Raw genomic sequence first — 19,966 nt, forward strand, 5'->3', positions numbered from 1 at the left:
TTTACATTCCCTCGCTTTCAAAGGAACACTTATTTAAAAGATCTTTTGGTATTTTCTTTATTTCAACATTATCTGGCAGATTAATATCTGATTGCATTTTAGTGCAATATATTAACAAAGATTGTCGTTCTTCCAATTCATTAACAAGAGAAAATACATATTTACTATTAACAAATTCATTAGTTACATGAATAAATCTATTTTCAGAAGATTTCCCATGAAAATTTCCAATTGGTTTATATTTAAATCCTTCTATTTTGCATATTGCCTCAGCCATCATGTCAAAAGTATAAGATGGATTTATACTATAAATTGGCAACTTAGAGTTTTTAATAAGTAATGGTTCTGCAAGTTCATAAAATTTAAAACCTCCTCCACCTTGCCAATTCACAGATTTAGTAATCCCGCCATTGTCGTTTCCATCAATAACATTTTTTAATCTTTGAATACAATGAGTATAAGCATGATTACCTAATTCTATTCCAATATATCTCCTATTTAGCTTATGAGCTACTGCAGCAGTAGTTCCAGATCCTAAGAAGCTATCTAAAACATAATCACCCTCGTTTGTTGAAATTTCAATAATTCTTTTAATTAATTGCTCCGGTTTTTTACTACGTGGGAATTCTACACCTCCTTCATTAGCTAAATCAGCTTTTGGTATATCGGAATGAACCCATACTGTAGTTAATTTATTTGTTTTCATAATCTTGTCTTGTTCGATATAGGCAGTATCTTTAAGCCAAGCAAATAACTCTGCATTATAATAATAAAGTGTAGTCAACCTACCTTTATTTTTCCCCCTGCTTGGGATATAATCAACAGTATACAAATATTTCTTATCCATTCTACTTAATAAATCATTTTGGAATTCATTTTCTTTTTGTACATTATTGGTTCTAAATAATTTATCAAAATTCAATAAAAATTCATTTCGAATTTCAGATTCTCTTTGTTCAAAGCTTCTTAATGAAATAGTTTCAATTACAAAATTTTCATGCTTATATATTTTTACAGTTTCTCCATTTGACTTTGATTCAAACTCTTCTATTAGTTGTCGGTTCCCTTCTTTAACTAGAATTTTATTATATCTTTTCATTGTTTTAAATTCTAATTCTACACTTCCTAGTACCTCATTAACTACCAACTCTTCTTTTTTATATACAAGTATATGTTCAGAATTATTAACAAAAACTCCACCTTGTCCAAGTCCTGCACTACCTGAACGTTCATAAGTAATATCAGCTATAAAATTAGTTCTACCAAATATTTCATCGCATATAATTTTTAAATAATGACATTCATTATCATCAATTGAAATCCATAATAATCCATCATTACTTAATAGAGAATATAATAATTTAAGTCTATCATAAATCATATTTAGCCAAACAGAATGCTCTAATCCATCATCATAATGCTCAAATGCACTACCTGTGTTATATGGTGGATCAATATATATGCATTTTATCTTCCCTGCATAATCCTGTTCTAAAGCCTTTAAAGCTATAAGGTTATCACCATGTATTAGCATATTTTCAGTATTAGGATCACCATAGGATTTTGACTTATCTTCTATTAATATTCTTGGTTCTATCTTTTTCTCTTCATATTTTCCTACCCAAGTTAACTCAAGTTTACCTTGTTTTAGCATTATTATTCCTCCATTCAAAATTTTAGTATTAATCTAACTATCAAATAAGGATTTATATCAAACTGTTTCTTAAAATCTTCTTTAAGCTTACTTGCTTCATCCTCTATTTCCTGAATAGCTTCATGATATTTTATAATAATATTGTTACGTTCTTTTTCTCTTTCTTCTGCTTTCTTTTTATAATCTATTTTTTCTTTAAAAACTTTAGTTGCAGCACACTGCTCCATAATTTCTTGTATTTCAGATGTTATAGCTTCTATTTCTAAATTAAACTGTTCTTTTCTAATTTCTGACCAATTATTTATTTTAGAATTATTATACTGAATAAGCCCTTGGTATTGATTATAATAATTTAAAATTAATTCTTCATAGATGTCATTGCCACACTTTTCCACTTCCTTTTCTTTTATATCTATTTTTTCTACGGTGTTCTCATCAATATTTTTAATTACATCAAGTATACTTTTTTCGTCTAAGTTTACTTTATTCTTTCTTTCATCAAAAACACTTAAAACTGGATATATAATTTTATCATTATTGTAAAATCCACCTATAAAAATATATCCATGATTTAAATTATATTTATTTAAAGCAGAACTTCTTACTTTAAAAGCTGCTGGTAAATTCATTTTTTTATTTGGCTTATTAACATTTTTTAAACTCTCATTTTCATCTAAATATTTAAATATATCTGATAGAAATTTTTTATAATATTCACCTTTAGTATTATCTTTTTCCTCAATAAGTAGTGATTTTAATTCTTTAAACTTAGTATTTCTTTTCCTTTCAAAGTCCTTTTCAAGAGCCTTAAATTCTTTACTAAATTCACCTATACTATCGCAGTTTTGGTATATTTGTAATATCCTTTTTTCAAAGTTCATTCCTGATTCTAATAATCCAAGTGCCTGATCTGATGCACCAAATACCCCTTGAAACAACATAAATTTTTGAGATAAAATTTCATAAACTCTTCTATCTGCTAAGTTTTCGGTATTTAACAAATTAATTACTACTGTATCATTTTTTTGCCCATACCTATGACATCTACCAATACGCTGCTCTATCTTTTGTGGATTCCAAGGCAAGTCATAATTTATTACAGTATTACAAAATTGTAGATTTAAACCCTCAGAACCAGCATCAGTAAGCAAAAGAATTTTACAGTTTTTCTTAAAATAATCAACTATAGCATGTTTTACTTCTACATTTCGACTGCCAAATACTTTCCCAAAGTTTTTAGCCTTCCATGCTCTGTAAATATCTCCAGTACGTTTATCCGAGGTATTTCCATTAAAAATTAAAACCTCATTCTCATATCCATTTTTTATAAGTTCATTAAAAAGATATTCTTGAGTTCTAACAGATTCTGTAAATATAACTACTTTTTCATCTATTTCTAGCTCATTTTGCCTTTCAAATGCAATAGATAGTGCTTTAAACAATGCAGTTGCCTTTGCATTTTTGTCTATACTTCTAGCTAACTTTATAATGTTATCAACTATATCTATTTCATGCTGAATAAATTCATTTACTTTTTCCTTATCATATAATTCAATAATCTTATCTTCTTCCTCATCTTCACTATCATCATCTAAATATGAGAAAAAGTAATCAAGTCCTTTATCCACACTTTCAATTCTTGTACTTTCTTTTAATAATACAAGTCTATCTTTTAAAACTTCAAAGGTATCTGCAACAGCATAACTTGATGAAGCTAATAGCTTTCTTATAACCACTGTAATTAAGGTTCTATTTGAAGACGGAATTGAGTACAAGATTTCCCTCTTCAAATAATCATTAACCATCTTATATAATATAGCTTCTGAAGGTGATAATTTAAAATCAACGGTTACACAAATTCTTTCTTTAAAAGATAAATACTCTGCTACATCTTTTCTTAAAGTTCTATGTATAACTTGGTTTATTTGTTTCTTTAATTCTTCATAATTTTTATCCTTCAAATATCTTTTTCCATATATCTGTTTATCAAAAAATATTTTCTCATCTATAAAATAAACTAATCCATATAAGTCTAATAAGTTATTTTGAATAGGGGTTGCAGTAAGGAGAATTTTAGGAATTCCTTTTGTTAATTGATATAAATTTTTTGATGTCTTTGTCCCTGATTTATGAACATTTCTTAATTTATGTGCTTCATCAAATACAATAAAATCCCATGCTGTCTTACTAAATATATCATTCCTTTTAGAAGCATAATTATAAGAACATATTATTACTGCAACATTTTCATTCTCCGAATCGACCTTTTCATAATATTCATCCATATTATAGCTATCAACAATTGTAGAATATATATTAAATTTTTCTTCAAGTTCTATTTGCCATTGTTTTCTAAGATTTGATGGCATAATCAATAAAACTCTTTTACCACCATTTTGAATAACATATTTTAATACAAGACCTGCTTCTATAGTCTTACCTAGCCCAACTTCATCCGCAAGTATAATACCTCCAGTTTTTAAAGAAGATACTGCTGAGCAAAAAGCTTCTACTTGATGTGGATTAACATCAATATTAGAACCTATTAAACAACTATATGGATTGTTTTTCAAAAACTCCTTTTTTATACTTGCATAATGTTGTATAAAAATATTATCTCCCATAATTCTAATTCCCCCAAAATAACGTTACTCTAACATTTCCCTAATCTTTTCTGCAATACCTTTTGCCATTAGTGGTGGAACTGCATTGCCTATCTGAACAAATTTTGCAGTTCTAGGGCCTTCAAAATAATAATTGTCAGGAAAAGATTGTACTCTAGCTGCTTCTCTGACTGATAAAGAACGACATTGATTAGCATCTGGATGAATAAAATAATGTCCATCCTTTGAAATATGTGCCATCATTGTTTGGGCACTTTCTATATCTCCTGCTACTACTTTGAATCTATCTAAAAAAGCCTCTTTATTTTTATGAGTACATAGCTCTTCTGGCAAATCTGTATATTTTAATCTTCTATGTCCATCATTCCAAGCATTAATAGCCAATCTATATATTTTTCTATCTCTTTCATTATGGTTTCTGCACATATGGTGAGTTAAAATATCATTTTTCTTTCTTATACCACTCCATCTTAAATATTTATTTATAGGCTCTACGTATTCATTAATCTCTTCCCCTGGATTTAATGGACTTAAATCTCTTAGAATATCATTTACTATTGCATTAATTTTAATAGGCTGAAAATCTGGATATCTTAATCCGCTTCCTTTTCTCCAACCAATAATAATGATTCTTCTTCTATTTTGTAACACCCCAAAATCACTAGCATTTAATGGTCTTGCTTCTACTTCATATCCAACCCTTTTCATAAAAGCGATAATGTTTTTAAAGGTTTTTCCACCTTTGGCTGTAAGTATTCCTGGTACATTTTCAAACACGAACATATCTGGTTGATATTTATTTAAAAATTTCACGTATTGTTTATACAAATAATTTCTAGGATCATCTTCCATGTTATTTTCGTCTCTCGACCTACCTACAAGGGAATATGCTTGACATGGTGGGCCACCAATAATAACATCAATTTTATTAATTTGTTTTTCACGAATTATGTTGTCAATATTGTTAAATATATTCTCAATGGATTTATCTGATATTTCTTCATTCATAACTGTTGATAGTAGCTCATTTGGTACTGAACTATATAATTCCTCTTGAGAAATCTCCCCTCTGAGATATCTATAATACATGTTTATCCTTCTATGTTCTTTTAAATAATAATAGCATGTTCTTGTTTTCAATGTTAATGATGCATATTCATTCATCTCTATATGTGCAATAGGGTTAAAGCCTGCTGAGACAAATCCATCTGAAAGTCCTCCTGCTCCTGCGAATAAGTCAATAAAATTCATATATTAATTTCATCCTGCTTTCTAAATATTTATTCTTTTTTATATTTCCCTGATATAATACGTGCATCAGATGGCTTTTCAGCATTTTCTGGAATTGCCCATACAGATGCGTGTTTTGTAGCTCCTTTGATTCTTCCCTCTGCACATAATGCTTGTACTCTTCTTATAGTAATATTCCATTTTTTAGCTGCATCCTGAACTGTAATGTATCCCTTCATATTGCACCTCGTTAATTTGAAAATTATATAATATCCCACTTTTTATTTTATTCGCTTTAACGTAGAATTACAATAAATTTAGATGCATTATTTTATATTTCACCATATATTTACATGATATCTTATATATTTATTTTACTAATTGACAAGTTATACTTATCTTTCAATATCCCTATAAACCTTATATTGTATAGTTCATGGAGGGTACAAATTGTCGCTCTCCCCATGACATAATGAACTTAATGCTGACATGATTGTAATCGGCTTTCTTTTTTTACCTATTTCATAGAAAATACTAGGGTGACAATTATATTTATTTACAAGATTTGCTTTATTCGAAGGAACGCCCATTGAAACATCTACTATATACGTTTTTTCTTTCTTTGTTTCATTTTCTATAACATCTTTTTCTTCTTCATAATCCTCAAAATTAACTACTTCAATATTCTCTATATTGCTTATTTCTTCTTTCACTTCAATATCTTTTAGCTTTTCTTCATCTAACTTATTTTCATTAGCATTAGCTTTAATATCATTATTTTCAAAATCTATTTGAAGCTTATAAAGATTAGAACTTTGTCCTCCATTATCCCTATATCTTTCTTCTTTAATAATGAATCCTTCTTCTACAAGAATATTCATATTCCTTTGTATAGTTCTTTCTGATACTCCGCAGTCACTGGCTATAGTTTTTACAGAAGGAAAGCAGGTTCCTTCTGCATTAGCTCTATTTATAAAATAAAACATTATTTGCTTTGCTCTGCTTGGTAGATTTGATTTATATACTTTATCAAGCATTTCTCCTTTTTTCACAATAGCTCCTCCTCTCTTCAAGTTTAGGTAATAAAGTCATTAATTATTTCTTTGTATATATCTTCATTAATCTTTTCATCAAATAGACTTGGTGAATATTTAAGAAAATGTATATTATCCTTTCTGTTTACAAAGCTTTTTCTTATTTTAAAATTCTCTTCATTAGATACTGAAGTAAACAAAATATTATAATTAAAATCTTTTACATAATTAGTCGTTTCATATGTTTCTATAAGCTCATAAGGCTTGCTTCCACTGCATAAAATTTTAATATTACAGCTTTTAAATATTGCTATATTCCCTTTATTTAAGCTTCCTAAATCAAAGATTTGATAGTTTACATCATTAGGAAATTGCTTATTAGGATAGTATTCAACTCCTTTGTATCTATAATAATTTTCTACCTTTAAAAATTCATAATAAGCAGCTATTTCTTTTAAATGCCCACTGTCATTAGCTTCTGTATAACTTACCTTAGCTCCAATATTAAATAAAAATCTTGCCATATTAAAAGCAGTTGTAGTTGTACCAACTCTTGATGATACTCCCGCAACTGCTATTTTTATATTTTTATAATTAAATGTATACTGATTTTCATGAATTCCTTTTATGTTCCAATCTTCCTCTGTCTTTCCTATATTGCTTAAACATTTTAATATTTCATCTTTAATCTCTTGTATTTCTTTAGAAATTATAACGTTGTAGATTTTTTCTTCTATAAGCCTTGATATTATTTCGTCTTCTCTTTTTAATCCTTCAGCAAAGATTATTATTCTTGAATCATACATGGCTTTAAAGGCTGTTATTGCTTCAATTATTTCATTTTCGGTATCTTTAAGAGCTTTTAAATCTATAGCAAAATAAGAGTAGTGACTTAAATTTCTCATGTCATGAATTACAAACTTTTTTAAATAGAATTCCCCTGAAAGCTTTTTAATTACCATACCTTTTTCCTTAGATAAAAAATCCAATATTCCTATGTTTTCATTGCTTGATAGATACAAAAGCACTGCTCTCACCCCTTGCCACCTTATAGTCTGCTGGTATATCTATAGGTTTGTGTTTAGGTTTATAAGTAAATAGTAAAATGACCCCTATAACCACAATTACAATATATATAAATAGCTCTATTAATAACTTCTTTTTCAAAGTACTCTACCCCTTTCTATTTATTGTTTACTGATTATCCAAAATGGACCTCCTGCATCTGCTCCTTTATTTGCTTCATTTAATACTATTGATAAATCCCACTTTTCTTCGCTTCTTGTCCTGCTTACTGGATCAGCAACTAAAATCTTTTTATCTGCTGTTACTCCCCTAAGCACAATAAAATGACCATTCCTTGTAAAATGTCCTTCTGCCATAATAGCAATTATAAGTTTACCCGCTGCAAGAGCATCTACTATCTTTTGTGGCTCACTTGAAGTGCAGCCTTCTACTTTAAGTCCAAAGTGTTTTGCCCCATTAGGTATTAACGTATGGTAAGAACCCACCCCTTCGCAGTAATAGCCTTTTTCATAAGACCATTGACTCATTTGAACTGGATCAACCTTTTTATCTGTAAGGCTTGACACAACTATAGCAAGAGAAGTCGGACCACAACCACTTCTTCCTATAGTACCTGTTTTTCCATAAGGCTTGTCCTTCCACCTTTCATCAGCTTGATTATAATAAAACACTTCTGTTACTCCATCTTTAAAAGATACTCCTGAAAAGTCTAATCCACTACTTTCTAAATAACTATTGTCATTAGAATTTATCAACTGTTCATATCCATACTGGCTTCTTATATTTTTAATCTGTGTTAACTCATTTCCAAAGAAAATGCTACTTAGCATTTCAAGTGGATTTGTAAGAATATATACAATAAAAGCCAAAATTAAAAGCACCGAAATAATCGGTGCCAGTGATATAAAAATTATTTTATTTCTGGTTTCATCATCTTTTGCAGCTTGAATTACTATTTTAGCAATTGTAGCTGCTGATTTCGGATCTAATAGCATAGAACCCGCCTCCATTATTATTTTTAAACTAAAAAAGAAGGATTGAATTATTACATATCCTTCTCTAAACTAATATACAAATTGTTACTAGACTATAGATTTATTAAGATTTTATGCCGTTATACCTGTTTCAAAATCTTCAATAATAATATGATCATTATTATTCTGTTTTGCTTTTGTTGATGCTAAACTTGCTACATTTACTAAATTTCTTATTGTTTCTATCCTATCGTCAATTATTCTGTCACTGAAATTACAACATGCTATGCCAACAGATGCTGAAACTGGAATATTATAAGGATAATTATAATCTTTTATTGCCGTTACTATTTTTTTAGAAAGAATTTTACATTTATTCGCATTATATGTAGTCAAAATTGCAAATTCATCCCCTGCATATCTACATAAAAAATTATCTGGTTGTATATTTTTTTTAAGTAAATCTGCCACAATTTTCAAAACTTTATCTCCATTTATGTGTCCAAACTTCTTATCAATATATCCAAAATTATTTAAATCTATAAATATTAATGAAACTTCTTTTCTTTGCTCTATTAAACTATTTATATTATAAAATAAATAATCGCTTTTATATAAACCCGTTAGTAAATCAATATGTCTTCCCAATTCTATCTTTAATTGACTTTTCGTAATAACCCCTACAACTTTACTATTATATTCTACAAATATTACATCTATGTTCTGATTAAAATCAAATAAATTTTTAATTTCCCATGTAGAGGTTTCTGAGCCTACGCAAATATATCTATTAGTCATAACATCCGCAACTATTCTGTTAGGATTTGCAATTCCTAATTCTCTTAAAGTTAAGACTCCCACTAACTTTTTCTTATCATAAACGGCAGAACACTCTATGTTATTTTGATAAAAAATCTCCTGAACTTTTTTTACTCCATCTAATACGTCTACTTTATAAAAATTTTTATCTATTATATCTAAAACCCTTTGTATCATAAATCTATAGATTTGCTAACATTGATAGTTATATTAACTTGCGCCTTTATAATCATATCTTCATTAGCAATCCTTTCAACCTCCTCCATTATTATTGGAATAAGTTTATCTTGCGGAAGCATATTTAAGATAGTCCTTCTAACAACTATTGCTTCCACGCACTGATGTTCTATTTTAACTATTTCATATTGATCAGGAGATAATATATCTACCATTCTTCTAGCAGCCTCTGGACCTATTGGAGCTTTCTTACCAACAATTAATATGTCTTGCATAGGAGGCATTTCAAACTCTGAAAATCTCATACTTATTTCAGCTTTTTTAGTTCCTTCTGATTTATATCCCATAAATATGTCACCTTCCTTAATTTCATAAACTATATTATCATAAATTGTCTAATTATTCTATTATTTTACTTGAAATTTATTTTATTGTCGATAAATTCCATAGTTTAATAATATTACTCTTATATTATTTATCTTCCCCCAGCTTTCCCCATATACTCAAATTTATATTCAGGTATCTCAAACACAACATGAAGTCTTTTAGACCCAATCATGAATAAGGCATTGCCTCTCTTTTTACTTGCAAGAAGCTCTTCTTCTGCATCTGTTAAATTGTAAAGTTCCTTTGTTTCTTGTAAATTTCTGCCATCTGTACCCATTATGATTTTAAAGCAAGGTATATCAAGAAGTGCCTGTCCATACATTTTTATTTGTGGATCAAGAAAATCTACAACTGAATGGCTTATTATAGCAACTCCTGCTTCATATTTTCTTGCTCTCTTTTCAACATTTCTTAAAAATACTAGACTTTGAGGTACATTGGTATCAATCATAAGATAAGCTTCATCGCAGATTAACAATACTCTTTCATTTCTATCTTTGCTCATCTCCTGCCAACACCAGGTAAGAATATTAAAATATTGAGTTCTTTTAATATTGTCATTAGTATTTTGTAAATCATGGGTATCAAGACAAATACATCTTGTGTTAGTCTTAATAGAGCTATATCCATTCCAAAGAAAAGAATCACTTCCCATGGCTATGTCTTTTAAAAGCAGAGCAAGGTCATCATAAATATTGGCTTCACTTTCTTTTCTTGTTTTTTCTTTTTCCTTTGCTTTTTTATCTATCAAATTATAAAGGTCTAAAAATATAGGAAAATCCTCATTATTTAATTGGTTTATATCTGTATCCCAAGTTATGCCAAAGTTATTATATAGCTCAATTAAGCAATCTTTAAGAATAGCTCTTTCTCTATCTGTTAAGGATGGAATGTATAGACTAAAAAATATTTCTAAATTCTTAATATAAAGAGCCATATCACCCATACCTTGACCTTCATCTTTATAAACTTCATCATTATCATCTACTGGTGTTGATCTTATTTGGAGTGGATTTATTCTTCCATTGCTGCCTCCACCTGCATTAATCCAATCTCCATTTAAAGCTTCGCATAGCTCTTTGTATTCTCTTTCTGGATCTACAAATATAATTTTAGTACCTTTCATATATTCAGATAAGGCTATATGCTTAACTGCTGTAGACTTTCCAACACCAGCTACTCCCATTATAACCATGTTAGTGTTGGTTCTATCATTTCCCCTCTTCCAAGTATCCAGTATAATTAATCCGCCACTAGAATCTCTTCCAAAATAATAACCTGTTCCATCATTATAACCGCTTGATGAAAAAGGAAATCCACCTACAAAGGTGGATAAAGGAACTATTCTGCTTACTATCTGCTCTATATTTTCATCTGAAGTATAAAAGGGTGAACAGTTTTTAAATGCCTGTTCTTGCAAGTTTGACAGGTTTCTTGGTTTACATTTACTCATGGCACAGGTACTTTCAGTTTTTCTGCAAACTTTATTGAAATTTTCATCTTCTCTTGATATTGGCATAATGGTAATTCCCATAAGTCCAACAGTTTCACCGTTTTGATCTATTTGCACCATTATCTTTTCTCCATCTAAAGCTGAACGTTCTGCCCTTTTCTGAGCTAGTGGATCTTTGGCACTTTCTGCTGCCCCACGACTTTGTATTACATTTCTTGAAAGACTTTCGATAAAAGAAGAATTATCAATAGGTTTAAAGGTTATACTGACAATAGTACTTGGTATATTAGTAATTTTAGAAAGCCATCCATAATCAACTTTTTGAGGATATTTAACTATTCCATATACCTTTCCAGTATTTTCGCCTATAACTAAGCTGTTTCTTTTTATTTCTAGTCCCATTGGAGTAATTATATTTAGCAAAGATTTATTTAATAAAATTTCTTGGTTTATGTTATTCTTATTTTTTATCATTTTCACATCTCCACTTCATCTTCAAATTCATCCTCTATAAACTTATTTTCAGGCAATCGCTGAGGATTAATAGGTCTTCCAATTTCGTAGCTATCCATTATTTCTTTTCTATAAGCTTCTTCAGTTTCATAATAAATTGTTTCCATAACTTTACCTGTCATAGAATAAAATTCAATCTTCCCATAATAATGTTTCTTTGCCATTTATAACTCACCCTTTTCCCTTAAAAAATAGGGATAGTGGCTTCAAACTCACTATCCTCAATATTTGTATAAGCTGGATTATTAATAAGATTACATAGCCTTACTATATCCTGCTGCTTTAAAATTTCACATTGTATATTTCCACTTTCAAGCTTTGATTTAAATTCATAGCATCTTTTAGATATTTCTCTTTCTATATCTTCTTCATACCTTTCCCAAAGCATTATATAAAATTGCCTTTCAACAACTTCTCCAGATAAGGCATAATTACTCATTACAAGCATTTCATTTCTTAGCAAATCCTTTTGCTTTTGATCTGAGCTATTTGAAATAATACCAGTATACTCATTTATAAGTAGCGAAATATCTACTGGTCTTGATACTGCTAAAAACTTATAAGGTTTTTGCTCACTTGAAAGTTCTGCTGTGAGAGTTTTACATAAAAGCTTTTTTTCTCTTTCTGATAACAAATCAATACTTATAGGATTAATTTTTATATACATGATAATGTAGCCATCTCGTGTATATAAATAGCGTTCTTTAATATCTTTTGCATTTACAAACTCATTAGCAGTTTTCTGCTCTTTATTTTCTGTAACCTTTGTCCTTATACTATTTTTCTTTAAAAATAGCAGTGTTAAACCTCCACAAATTAAACATAGTAATAACATAACAATTGGTATAATAGGTTTCATGGTGCACCTCCTATAGCTTTAATCCTTCTTTAATTCTTTCATGTTTTAATATTAATATCTTTTTTTCATAATCCTCATTTTTGCTATTCTTTAAGCAGTGCATATTATCTAAAATTCTAGTCACTCTACTCTTAATCTTGTGCCAATTTCATATACTATTGAAACGGTAACTGAATTACCAGCTTGCTTATATAACTGGCTATCTGAATTGACTGATTGTGCTTTATAATAAAATTCATCAGGAAATCCTTGCAATCTAAAACATTCAAGAGGCGTAAGTTTTCTTATCGCCCCACCCAATAATATTCCATGTCTATCTTGTGTTGTTAAAGTAAACATTGGTTCATTTTCATTTTTAAATCTACGCCCATTTTGACGTTTTTTTAATCTTTCTGGGGTAAGAACAGCTCTTGGAATAACTAAAACTCCACTATTATCTGCAGCTTTATTTGTAATCCCAGAATTATATCTTGCTTTTATACATCTTGCATTTTCAGTTACTTGAGGTTTTAAATTTAAGTCAACAAAATATAATCCTGTTTTTGCTCCTTGACCACCTCCATGAGAAGTTAATGTTGTACTTAAACCATCTATACTGTATACCCTTTGTCCTTGTTTACCTCCTATAAGCTGCTTAAGAGTTTTTGGGTTGCAACTGATGATAGGAAATATTTTTGTGAAACTTCTTCCTCTAATATGTGCAATAATGAACACTCTTTCACGGTTTTGTGGCACTCCGAAATCTTTGCTGTTAAGCAATTGCCATTCAGCATCATACCCCAATTCATAAAGTGTACTGAGGATGGTTTTAAAAGTCCTGCCTTGGTCATGCGATAGCAGTCCTTTGACATTTTCAAGAAGAAGAAGTGAAGGTTTTCTTTCATTAACCAATCTGGCAATTTCAAAGAACATAGTTCCTCTAATATCTTCAAATCCTCTCCTTTTTCCTGCAATTGAGAAACTTTGACAAGGAAATCCTGCACAGAGCAATTCAAATTCGGGCATTTCTTTTGGATTGATTTTTCTGACATCATTAATAAACCACTCTCCTTCACAACTGTACATAGCTCTATAACTTCTATCTGCAAATTTATCTACTTCGCAATGACCTACACATTCATGTCCAGCCAATTCAAGTCCTAATCTAAATCCGCCTATACCACTAAACAAATCAATAAACTTCAAGTATTCTCCCTCCTATAGCTCCATATCATCTTCATAATCTGGTACATAAATATCCATAAAAGCGGAGTCTTCTACTTCTTCCTGACAATAATACTCTGGTTCTCTAAACCTTTCATAGTATTTTGAAATCTGCTCATCTGTTAGTGAAATAGATTCTCCATCTTCATTAAAGCCGCAAAGAAAAAACGTACCAGCAATTATATCCCTGCCGATACGTCTATTTCCTTCAAGACCTCTTATTTTACCTTCTTCATTACAAACAAGGCTTGTATTATCATCTAAATCTACCATTTCAATTGAGCCTCCAACTATCTCCTGCATAGGTTGTAAACCTTCTTCTATTTCTGCAACATAAGGCCTTATTTGAGGTTGAACTATTAATACTCTCATAAGTTTTTACATCTCCTTTACTTTTTTAATACTTTCTCTAATATCTAAACCATCAATTTCATTACCAAGACAAACCCATCCTTCATGAGTTTCTCGTGCAAAGAGTTCAACTCTGGGTAAATCTCCACAAAGCTCAATTATTCTTTTCCTTACTTCCTCAGGTTTTTTACTATGCTTTTCAATAGGTAAATCTATAACTGAATGAACTGCTTTTGATATTCTTTTAGGGTGACCTTTAGTTCCAATTAGGCATATTTCCGGATTAGCTCTTGTCCAAAATCCCAGTCCCCAAAACCAATTTGGGCTTTTCTTATTTCTCTTTACCCAGCAAAACCCTAAAGTTTTATAAGTAAATCCCCATCTTTTCATAGTTTCAAGACCTACAAGTAAGTTAGGAAAAGTAACCCATAAAAATAAAATACAATCTTCCATAGCTAAACTTGCTACGTCAAGATTGTATATATCTTCATGACTCATAGTATTATAATGATTTTCAGCAGATCTTCCTCTACCTTTTTTAGAATATACCTTATAGCTCCAAGGTGGATCAGCATAAATTATATTAAATCGCATAAGTTTCACCCTAAAACTGTGGGCCTATATGCCAATCGTCATACAAGCTGCCTTTTATGTTTACATAATCATTCAAATTAACTGAAAGCATACCCTCTGGCGTCCATACATCTATTACTTCTGCATATACAGAATAGATTCCATCTGGATACCATATTGGAGTAAAATGTACTCTTTGATTATAGGTAGAATATTTATTTTTTCTAAGCTGAAAACTTGAGGAATAACCTGCTGTTATCATTTCTAATACTCTATTATAAGTTTTATAATTAAATTCAGGATAATAAGAAATAGCATTTTGAGCACCTGTTATGGATGAGCTTGGAGCATTAGAACTAAGATTAGAATTTACATTTAAGTTTATTCCATATCCTGATTTCATAGTTTTTGAATAGGCTGTAGGGACTTTAGCATCTGGCTGAAGGTTCATATTGGCTGAAAGATAAGCATAGTAACTTATCCATTTATATTTCCAATCTCCTCTATCAACCCAATGACCATTATCAACCCAGTATCCTGTGTTTTTACCTGTACTAACCCAGCTCCAGTTTGCCTGCCATTCCCATTTAGGTTCCCAATAGCAATCCCATTTTCCCCATGTAGCAGAAGTTTTTGGAGCTTTACTTGGAATACTAGAAGTCTTAAAACTTGAATTCTTATCATTAGCAGTAGGATTTGGTGGAGTGTTTTCTTTAAGGTCTACTATTTGGGCTGTAATATTTGCTTTATTTGCAGATGCTCCACTTATACTTACATCTATATTTAATGTTTGTGGTGTTTTGGGAGTGTGCCATTTAAACCAAACCTTTTGAGATTCTCCTTCTGGAATATAAATATTACTTACAGTGTAGTTTTGTCCATTTACTCTAAAGGTTACAGATACAGGATTGTCAGGTGTTCTTCTTCTATCTGTATTTACAGTTATTGAAGTAATAACATCTGTGTCACATCTATATTCATAGGAATTACTATCAATATCTACTCCCTTATCCGCCTCACTAAACCTTATGACACCAAGTCCTAAATAGGCTTTTATTTGAGTATTTGATACCTTTTGATTACTCGATCCTGACCAAGCAGCAAAACCTAAATCAGAAGTTTGTAAAAACAAAGCAAGGGGCAAATTCTTATGAGATAAACTTACCATCTTTGCTCTTAAACCTCCTCCAAGTTTTTCATCATATAATGCTGCTTCATGTGCAGTCATTGCCATATACACTCCTTGAAAAGTCATGTAAGCTATAGGTTCAATAAGTATTTTATAATCTCCGCTTATAAGATTTTCATAATTCATACCAGTAAGGCTTGCAATTAATTTTAGAGCATATTCAGAACAAAAGTATTTTTTAGTAGCTTCAATATTTATAGTATAGCTACTTGAACCTATAATTCTTGGCATAGGTTGAGATGGAATATAATAGTTATACACACTTGTGTATGCTTGCAAGGAACTTCCGTTTCTATATTGAATTTTTGATTTCTTTCCAAAATGTATTTTTATATTATTTTGATTTTTATTTGAGAAATCAATAGGTGTAGTTACTGGCATTTGATCTCTACACCTGATAACAGTAATCCTTACCCCATCATTCCTTGGATTCCAAAAGTTTTGAGATGATCCATTTCCCATTCCACCTCCTCCACCGTCAAAGTTTCCATCTCCTTCAGCAAATACACTTATAGGTACAGAAAAAATTATTAACATTAAACAAAGTAAAAATGCTGTTACTCTTTTCATAAGCTTACACCTCCAAAAAAATAGAGAGTACAGATTTTAACCATACTCTCTAAAAATACTTTTTTATTAAACTAATCCATTGTACCCACTTGCTTATTAATATCACCATCAGATGTTACATTTGTTCCTTGACCACCACCACCTTCATCGTTAACCCAACCAAACCCTGGAACATATACTTGTCCTTTGTTATTTTTTTCTCCTCCCTTAGGACTTGATTCTTTCTGTGGTTTTACTGCTTTTTCAGGATAAGTAGGTACTTTATTTTTATTTGTTATATCATCTGTAGTCTTAGGTTTTTCCTTTGGTGGTTCTGGTTTTTTAGGTGCTGTTTCAGTATTACTACTTACAACATTATTTTGAGAGGATTTTTCTGTACTATCAGCAGCATTAATAACTGGTACTTTAGCTTTTTCTTCATTTTCTGTTTTTATTTCGTCTACCTTAACTTCATCTACCTTATTAATATCTGATAAAACTTTATCCTCTTTAGTTTTAGGTGTTTTATTTACATAACTTATTAAGCCTGCTCCAAGAGCTATAGCTAAAACAACAAGAAATGTTACAGTTAAATTTTTCTTTACATTAAAATTAAGTTTTTTCATCCACATTCACTCCCTTAATTTTTTTCAACATAACGGTTTTTTTTGCCCTTGTTAAAAAATAAACATACTTTTTGTATTTTGTCCAGATGTTTTTTTAATTTTTTATTTTCACTTATTCACACGTTGTCCACACGCTCTCCTGTGGATATGTGATTAACTTTAGAACTTAGAAGTATAACCTGCATTGACCTTTAAGTTTATTTGTAGTGGTGGCAACTTATCCCATCCAAAAGATAAAGGTACTTCAATATGGATAGTAGCTTGAGCTTGAAATTTATTTGAAGTATTAGGGTTTAACGGTGCTAATGGTGTATTTATAATATTTATTTTAAGATCTGAAAGCTTATATTCTGTCTCTTTTCCCGTAAATTTAATGTGATATACACCATTTTTCTCTAAACCTAAAAGATTATCAAGATAAGTAAATATATCTCCTGTATCTACTTTACTCTCCCATAAATTAGCTTGGTTTAGATTATAGCCTCCACTATATCCTTCACGTAGCCCATTATATACATCATCATAATTTTGAACCGCCACAACTATTACAGAAGTTTGAAGTGCATCCCTTACTCCCTTTGCTATAATTTGAAGCCTCATGTATTCTGATACTGCACTAAATATTATTATCAGTGATAAAACTATTGCACAAGCAAGAGGAAGAGCATTTCCTTTTTTCTCCTTCAATATCCTTCTTATGTTTTTTACTTCCAATACACTTCACTCCTCCCCGTAGCTTTAGATTTAAGTTCAATAGGAAAAGAGCCAAAACTAAAGAAACCTATATCCACCGTTTTAGTAACTGTTACAGTAATTTCATCATTTAGCTGTACTTTATTTGTTCCACTAATGTAATTTGCCTGCCATGATATAGCAGGGCTTATTCCTGTTTGATCTTTTAAACTTTCTACCTTCGCACTTACTTCCGTACCTACTCTTCCTGAAATTTCTGCGGTTCTCATAATTTCATTGGCATAAGTATTTAATTGATTTTTTGCCACAAATACAGGAAATATTTTTACTGCAAAAGCAATAACCATCATAGCTGCAATTATAATAACTACAGTATCAATATATCCTTCGCCTTTCTTTTCTTTTAAAAGTTTAATCACTGCACCACCTCCTAAAACAATTGCCCCATGGTTTTCATTATTTGAATCCCCATTACAACAAGATACATTAGTACAAAGCACATAAGCATTGCAAAGGAATATTTTCTTATTTTTGATGGCTGTTTTGCTGCTAGTGTTTTAAGTCTTTGAAGTTCTAATTGCTTTAAATCATGGGATAACATCTGAAAATATACCACTCCATCATCACCACGAAGTACGCTTATAAGCCCTCTTACGACCTCTGAAAGTGTTGAACTTCCAAGTCTTGTTTCAAACCTTGTAAGTGCTCCCTCAAAGCTTCCTGATTTCATATCTGCAACAGTTATTTCAAGTTCTCTTTTCATGGCTTTTCCTGCATTTTGCTTATAAGTTTCAAGAATAGACAGTATATCTCTGCTTGCTTTAAGCTCTTGAGTTAGAGTAGCAGTAAATCTTGGAAGTTCATATTCTATTTCCTCTCTTTGATTTTTAACCTTATCCTCAACCACCTTAATTTCTTTAAAATATATTGCTATAGCTAAAAATAAGATTACTGGAGTTATTATTGGTAAAATAAATAAAGCAGGAATAATACTAAATAGTACTAAACCTGCTTTAACATAAGCTTTAGCAATATAGGTTTCTGGAGTTAAATTTATTTCTGCGGATTTTAAAATTGCTGTAAGTTTTCTTTTTTTATACTCATTAAGCTTTATAATTTTTGAAAGCTTAGTTGATAGCTGTAATATATATAGTTCCGAATTGTGTGTCTTTTTCTTTTCTCTCCTGCTTATGCTTATTACTGCCTTTGAAGCTTTAATCTCTGGAAACTTTAATATGTCTGCAATTATCATGTAAATTCCAAAAGAAAATAGACATGAGAATATAAAAAATATAATTAACATTTTTTCACCTCGCAAAAAACACGCAGTGCTTTTGCTCTGCGTGTAAAATTATTAAATATTATCTTAGTTCTATATGAATTTCTTTTCCTAGCCCTTTTGCAAGCTTACTTAAAAAATCTAAAGAAGGATTGTAGTTTCCACTTTCAAGCCTGCTAATATTTGATTTTTGAGTTCCTATACGGTAAGCTAATTCTTCCTGAGTTAGGTTTAGCTCTCTTCTTGCTTTTATTACTTCTGAAATAAGCTCATAGCGTGGTTTTAGTTTTTCATACTCATCTTTGAACTCATTATCCTTCATAAGTTCTTCTTTAATTACTGAAAAATCAACACTTGCTTTACTCATCTTCACACCTCTTTTCAAAATCTTCTTTATACCTTTTTGCTTTTTCAAGCTCTAGCTTTGGCGTTTTATCTGTTTTTTTAAGAAATCCATTTAACAATACAAAAGTATCTCTATGATAAGTAAAATAAAATATTCTTGATGCATCTGATCCTAATTTTATTCTTAACTCATATATTCCTTTATATTGTTCTCCTTTAATGGGTTTTACATAAGGTTCTTTTAAATAAATGCCATGCTTCTTTAAAAGTTCTATTTCACTATATGCTTTTGCTCTCATTTTAGGTGAGAGTGATGATAAAAATTCCATTACAGGGATGTTACCATTTTCTCTTTGGTAGAATTCAACCTTCCAATCCACGTTTATATCTCCCTCTTTATAATATATG

23 protein-coding genes are annotated in these 19,966 nt (G+C 30.2%); all 23 read right to left on the reverse strand.

Features of this window, described 5'->3' with window-relative positions; all coding sequences use genetic code 11:
• Nucleotide 1: 1 nt before the first annotated feature.
• The 23 genes from C1I91_RS26480 to C1I91_RS26585 all read right to left on the reverse strand — a co-directional run bounded on the left by C1I91_RS26480 (nt 2) and on the right by C1I91_RS26585 (nt 19,938).
• The gene (locus tag C1I91_RS26480; protein ID WP_128215615.1) at nt 2-1,654 is read right to left on the reverse strand and encodes a site-specific DNA-methyltransferase; all 1,653 of its coding nucleotides are present in this window, start codon (nt 1,652-1,654) and stop codon (nt 2-4) included.
• Between the two features lie 14 nt (nt 1,655-1,668).
• The gene (drmD, locus tag C1I91_RS26485; RefSeq protein WP_128215616.1) at nt 1,669-4,278 is read right to left on the reverse strand and encodes a DISARM system SNF2-like helicase DrmD; all 2,610 of its coding nucleotides are present in this window, start codon (nt 4,276-4,278) and stop codon (nt 1,669-1,671) included.
• Nucleotides 4,279-4,302: 24 nt separating this feature from the next.
• Nucleotides 4,303-5,529 carry a DNA cytosine methyltransferase gene (locus C1I91_RS26490; protein ID WP_128215617.1) on the reverse strand — a complete coding sequence of 409 codons (1,227 nt, stop codon included), beginning with the start codon at nt 5,527-5,529 and terminating at the stop codon, nt 4,303-4,305.
• 29 nt (nt 5,530-5,558) lie between these two features.
• Nucleotides 5,559-5,747: a MerR family transcriptional regulator gene (locus tag C1I91_RS26495; RefSeq protein ID WP_055668235.1), complete on the reverse strand. Its 189-nt coding sequence runs from the start codon at nt 5,745-5,747 to the stop codon at nt 5,559-5,561.
• Between the two features lie 195 nt (nt 5,748-5,942).
• Complete coding sequence (locus tag C1I91_RS26500) at nt 5,943-6,560, reverse strand: helix-turn-helix domain-containing protein (RefSeq protein ID WP_128215618.1); 618 nt, start codon at nt 6,558-6,560, stop codon at nt 5,943-5,945.
• Nucleotides 6,561-6,583: 23 nt separating this feature from the next.
• Nucleotides 6,584-7,579 carry a hypothetical protein gene (locus C1I91_RS26505; RefSeq protein WP_128215619.1) on the reverse strand — a complete coding sequence of 332 codons (996 nt, stop codon included), beginning with the start codon at nt 7,577-7,579 and terminating at the stop codon, nt 6,584-6,586.
• Entirely contained in the window at nt 7,545-7,709 is a 165-nt protein-coding gene (locus C1I91_RS28450) for a hypothetical protein (protein WP_164880675.1), read from the reverse strand. The genes C1I91_RS26505 and C1I91_RS28450 overlap by 35 nt, the downstream gene beginning before the upstream one ends.
• A 20-nt stretch (nt 7,710-7,729) precedes the next feature.
• Entirely contained in the window at nt 7,730-8,563 is an 834-nt protein-coding gene (locus C1I91_RS26510; RefSeq protein WP_008423850.1) for a C39 family peptidase, read from the reverse strand.
• Between the two features lie 111 nt (nt 8,564-8,674).
• Nucleotides 8,675-9,538, reverse strand: a complete 864-nt coding sequence (locus tag C1I91_RS26515) for a diguanylate cyclase (protein ID WP_008423848.1) — start codon at nt 9,536-9,538, stop codon at nt 8,675-8,677.
• A complete protein-coding gene (locus C1I91_RS26520) occupies nt 9,535-9,885 on the reverse strand; it encodes a hypothetical protein (RefSeq protein ID WP_008423847.1) in 351 nt (116 codons plus the stop codon). Before C1I91_RS26520 ends, C1I91_RS26515 begins: the two co-directional genes overlap by 4 nt.
• A 128-nt stretch (nt 9,886-10,013) precedes the next feature.
• Nucleotides 10,014-11,852: a VirB4 family type IV secretion system protein gene (locus C1I91_RS26525; protein ID WP_128215620.1), complete on the reverse strand. Its 1,839-nt coding sequence runs from the start codon at nt 11,850-11,852 to the stop codon at nt 10,014-10,016.
• Nucleotides 11,853-11,854: 2 nt separating this feature from the next.
• Nucleotides 11,855-12,055, reverse strand: coding sequence for a hypothetical protein (locus C1I91_RS26530; protein WP_128215621.1), 201 nt, complete (start codon nt 12,053-12,055; stop codon nt 11,855-11,857).
• A 20-nt stretch (nt 12,056-12,075) separates the two neighbouring features.
• Nucleotides 12,076-12,750, reverse strand: coding sequence for a hypothetical protein (locus C1I91_RS26535; RefSeq protein WP_128215622.1), 675 nt, complete (start codon nt 12,748-12,750; stop codon nt 12,076-12,078).
• A 120-nt stretch (nt 12,751-12,870) separates the two neighbouring features.
• Nucleotides 12,871-13,935, reverse strand: a complete 1,065-nt coding sequence (gene dcm, locus C1I91_RS26540) for a DNA (cytosine-5-)-methyltransferase (RefSeq protein WP_128215623.1) — start codon at nt 13,933-13,935, stop codon at nt 12,871-12,873.
• 12 nt (nt 13,936-13,947) lie between these two features.
• Nucleotides 13,948-14,325: a DUF3846 domain-containing protein gene (locus C1I91_RS26545; protein WP_128215624.1), complete on the reverse strand. Its 378-nt coding sequence runs from the start codon at nt 14,323-14,325 to the stop codon at nt 13,948-13,950.
• A gap of 6 nt (nt 14,326-14,331) precedes the next feature.
• Entirely contained in the window at nt 14,332-14,898 is a 567-nt protein-coding gene (locus tag C1I91_RS26550; protein WP_035283401.1) for an MT-A70 family methyltransferase, read from the reverse strand.
• Nucleotides 14,899-14,908: 10 nt separating this feature from the next.
• Entirely contained in the window at nt 14,909-16,636 is a 1,728-nt protein-coding gene (locus C1I91_RS26555; RefSeq protein ID WP_128215625.1) for a DUF8193 domain-containing protein, read from the reverse strand.
• A 71-nt stretch (nt 16,637-16,707) separates the two neighbouring features.
• Nucleotides 16,708-17,241 carry a DUF6550 family protein gene (locus C1I91_RS26560; protein WP_008423831.1) on the reverse strand — a complete coding sequence of 178 codons (534 nt, stop codon included), beginning with the start codon at nt 17,239-17,241 and terminating at the stop codon, nt 16,708-16,710.
• Between the two features lie 159 nt (nt 17,242-17,400).
• On the reverse strand, nt 17,401-17,955 hold the full coding sequence (locus C1I91_RS26565; protein ID WP_128215626.1) for a hypothetical protein: 555 nt from the start codon (nt 17,953-17,955) through the stop codon (nt 17,401-17,403).
• On the reverse strand, nt 17,946-18,353 hold the full coding sequence (locus C1I91_RS26570; RefSeq protein ID WP_128215627.1) for a DUF4320 family protein: 408 nt from the start codon (nt 18,351-18,353) through the stop codon (nt 17,946-17,948). The genes C1I91_RS26565 and C1I91_RS26570 overlap by 10 nt, the downstream gene beginning before the upstream one ends.
• Before the next feature lie 11 nt (nt 18,354-18,364).
• Nucleotides 18,365-19,237 carry a secretion protein F gene (locus tag C1I91_RS26575; RefSeq protein ID WP_128215628.1) on the reverse strand — a complete coding sequence of 291 codons (873 nt, stop codon included), beginning with the start codon at nt 19,235-19,237 and terminating at the stop codon, nt 18,365-18,367.
• A 58-nt stretch (nt 19,238-19,295) separates the two neighbouring features.
• Nucleotides 19,296-19,580 carry a helix-turn-helix transcriptional regulator gene (locus C1I91_RS26580; RefSeq protein WP_027626220.1) on the reverse strand — a complete coding sequence of 95 codons (285 nt, stop codon included), beginning with the start codon at nt 19,578-19,580 and terminating at the stop codon, nt 19,296-19,298.
• Entirely contained in the window at nt 19,573-19,938 is a 366-nt protein-coding gene (locus C1I91_RS26585) for a type II toxin-antitoxin system RelE/ParE family toxin (protein ID WP_128215629.1), read from the reverse strand. Before C1I91_RS26585 ends, C1I91_RS26580 begins: the two co-directional genes overlap by 8 nt.
• Between the last annotated feature and the right edge of the window lie 28 nt (nt 19,939-19,966).

It is taken from the genome of Clostridium manihotivorum (assembly GCF_004015185.1).
Taxonomy (GTDB): domain Bacteria; phylum Bacillota; class Clostridia; order Clostridiales; family Clostridiaceae; genus Clostridium_AR; species Clostridium_AR manihotivorum.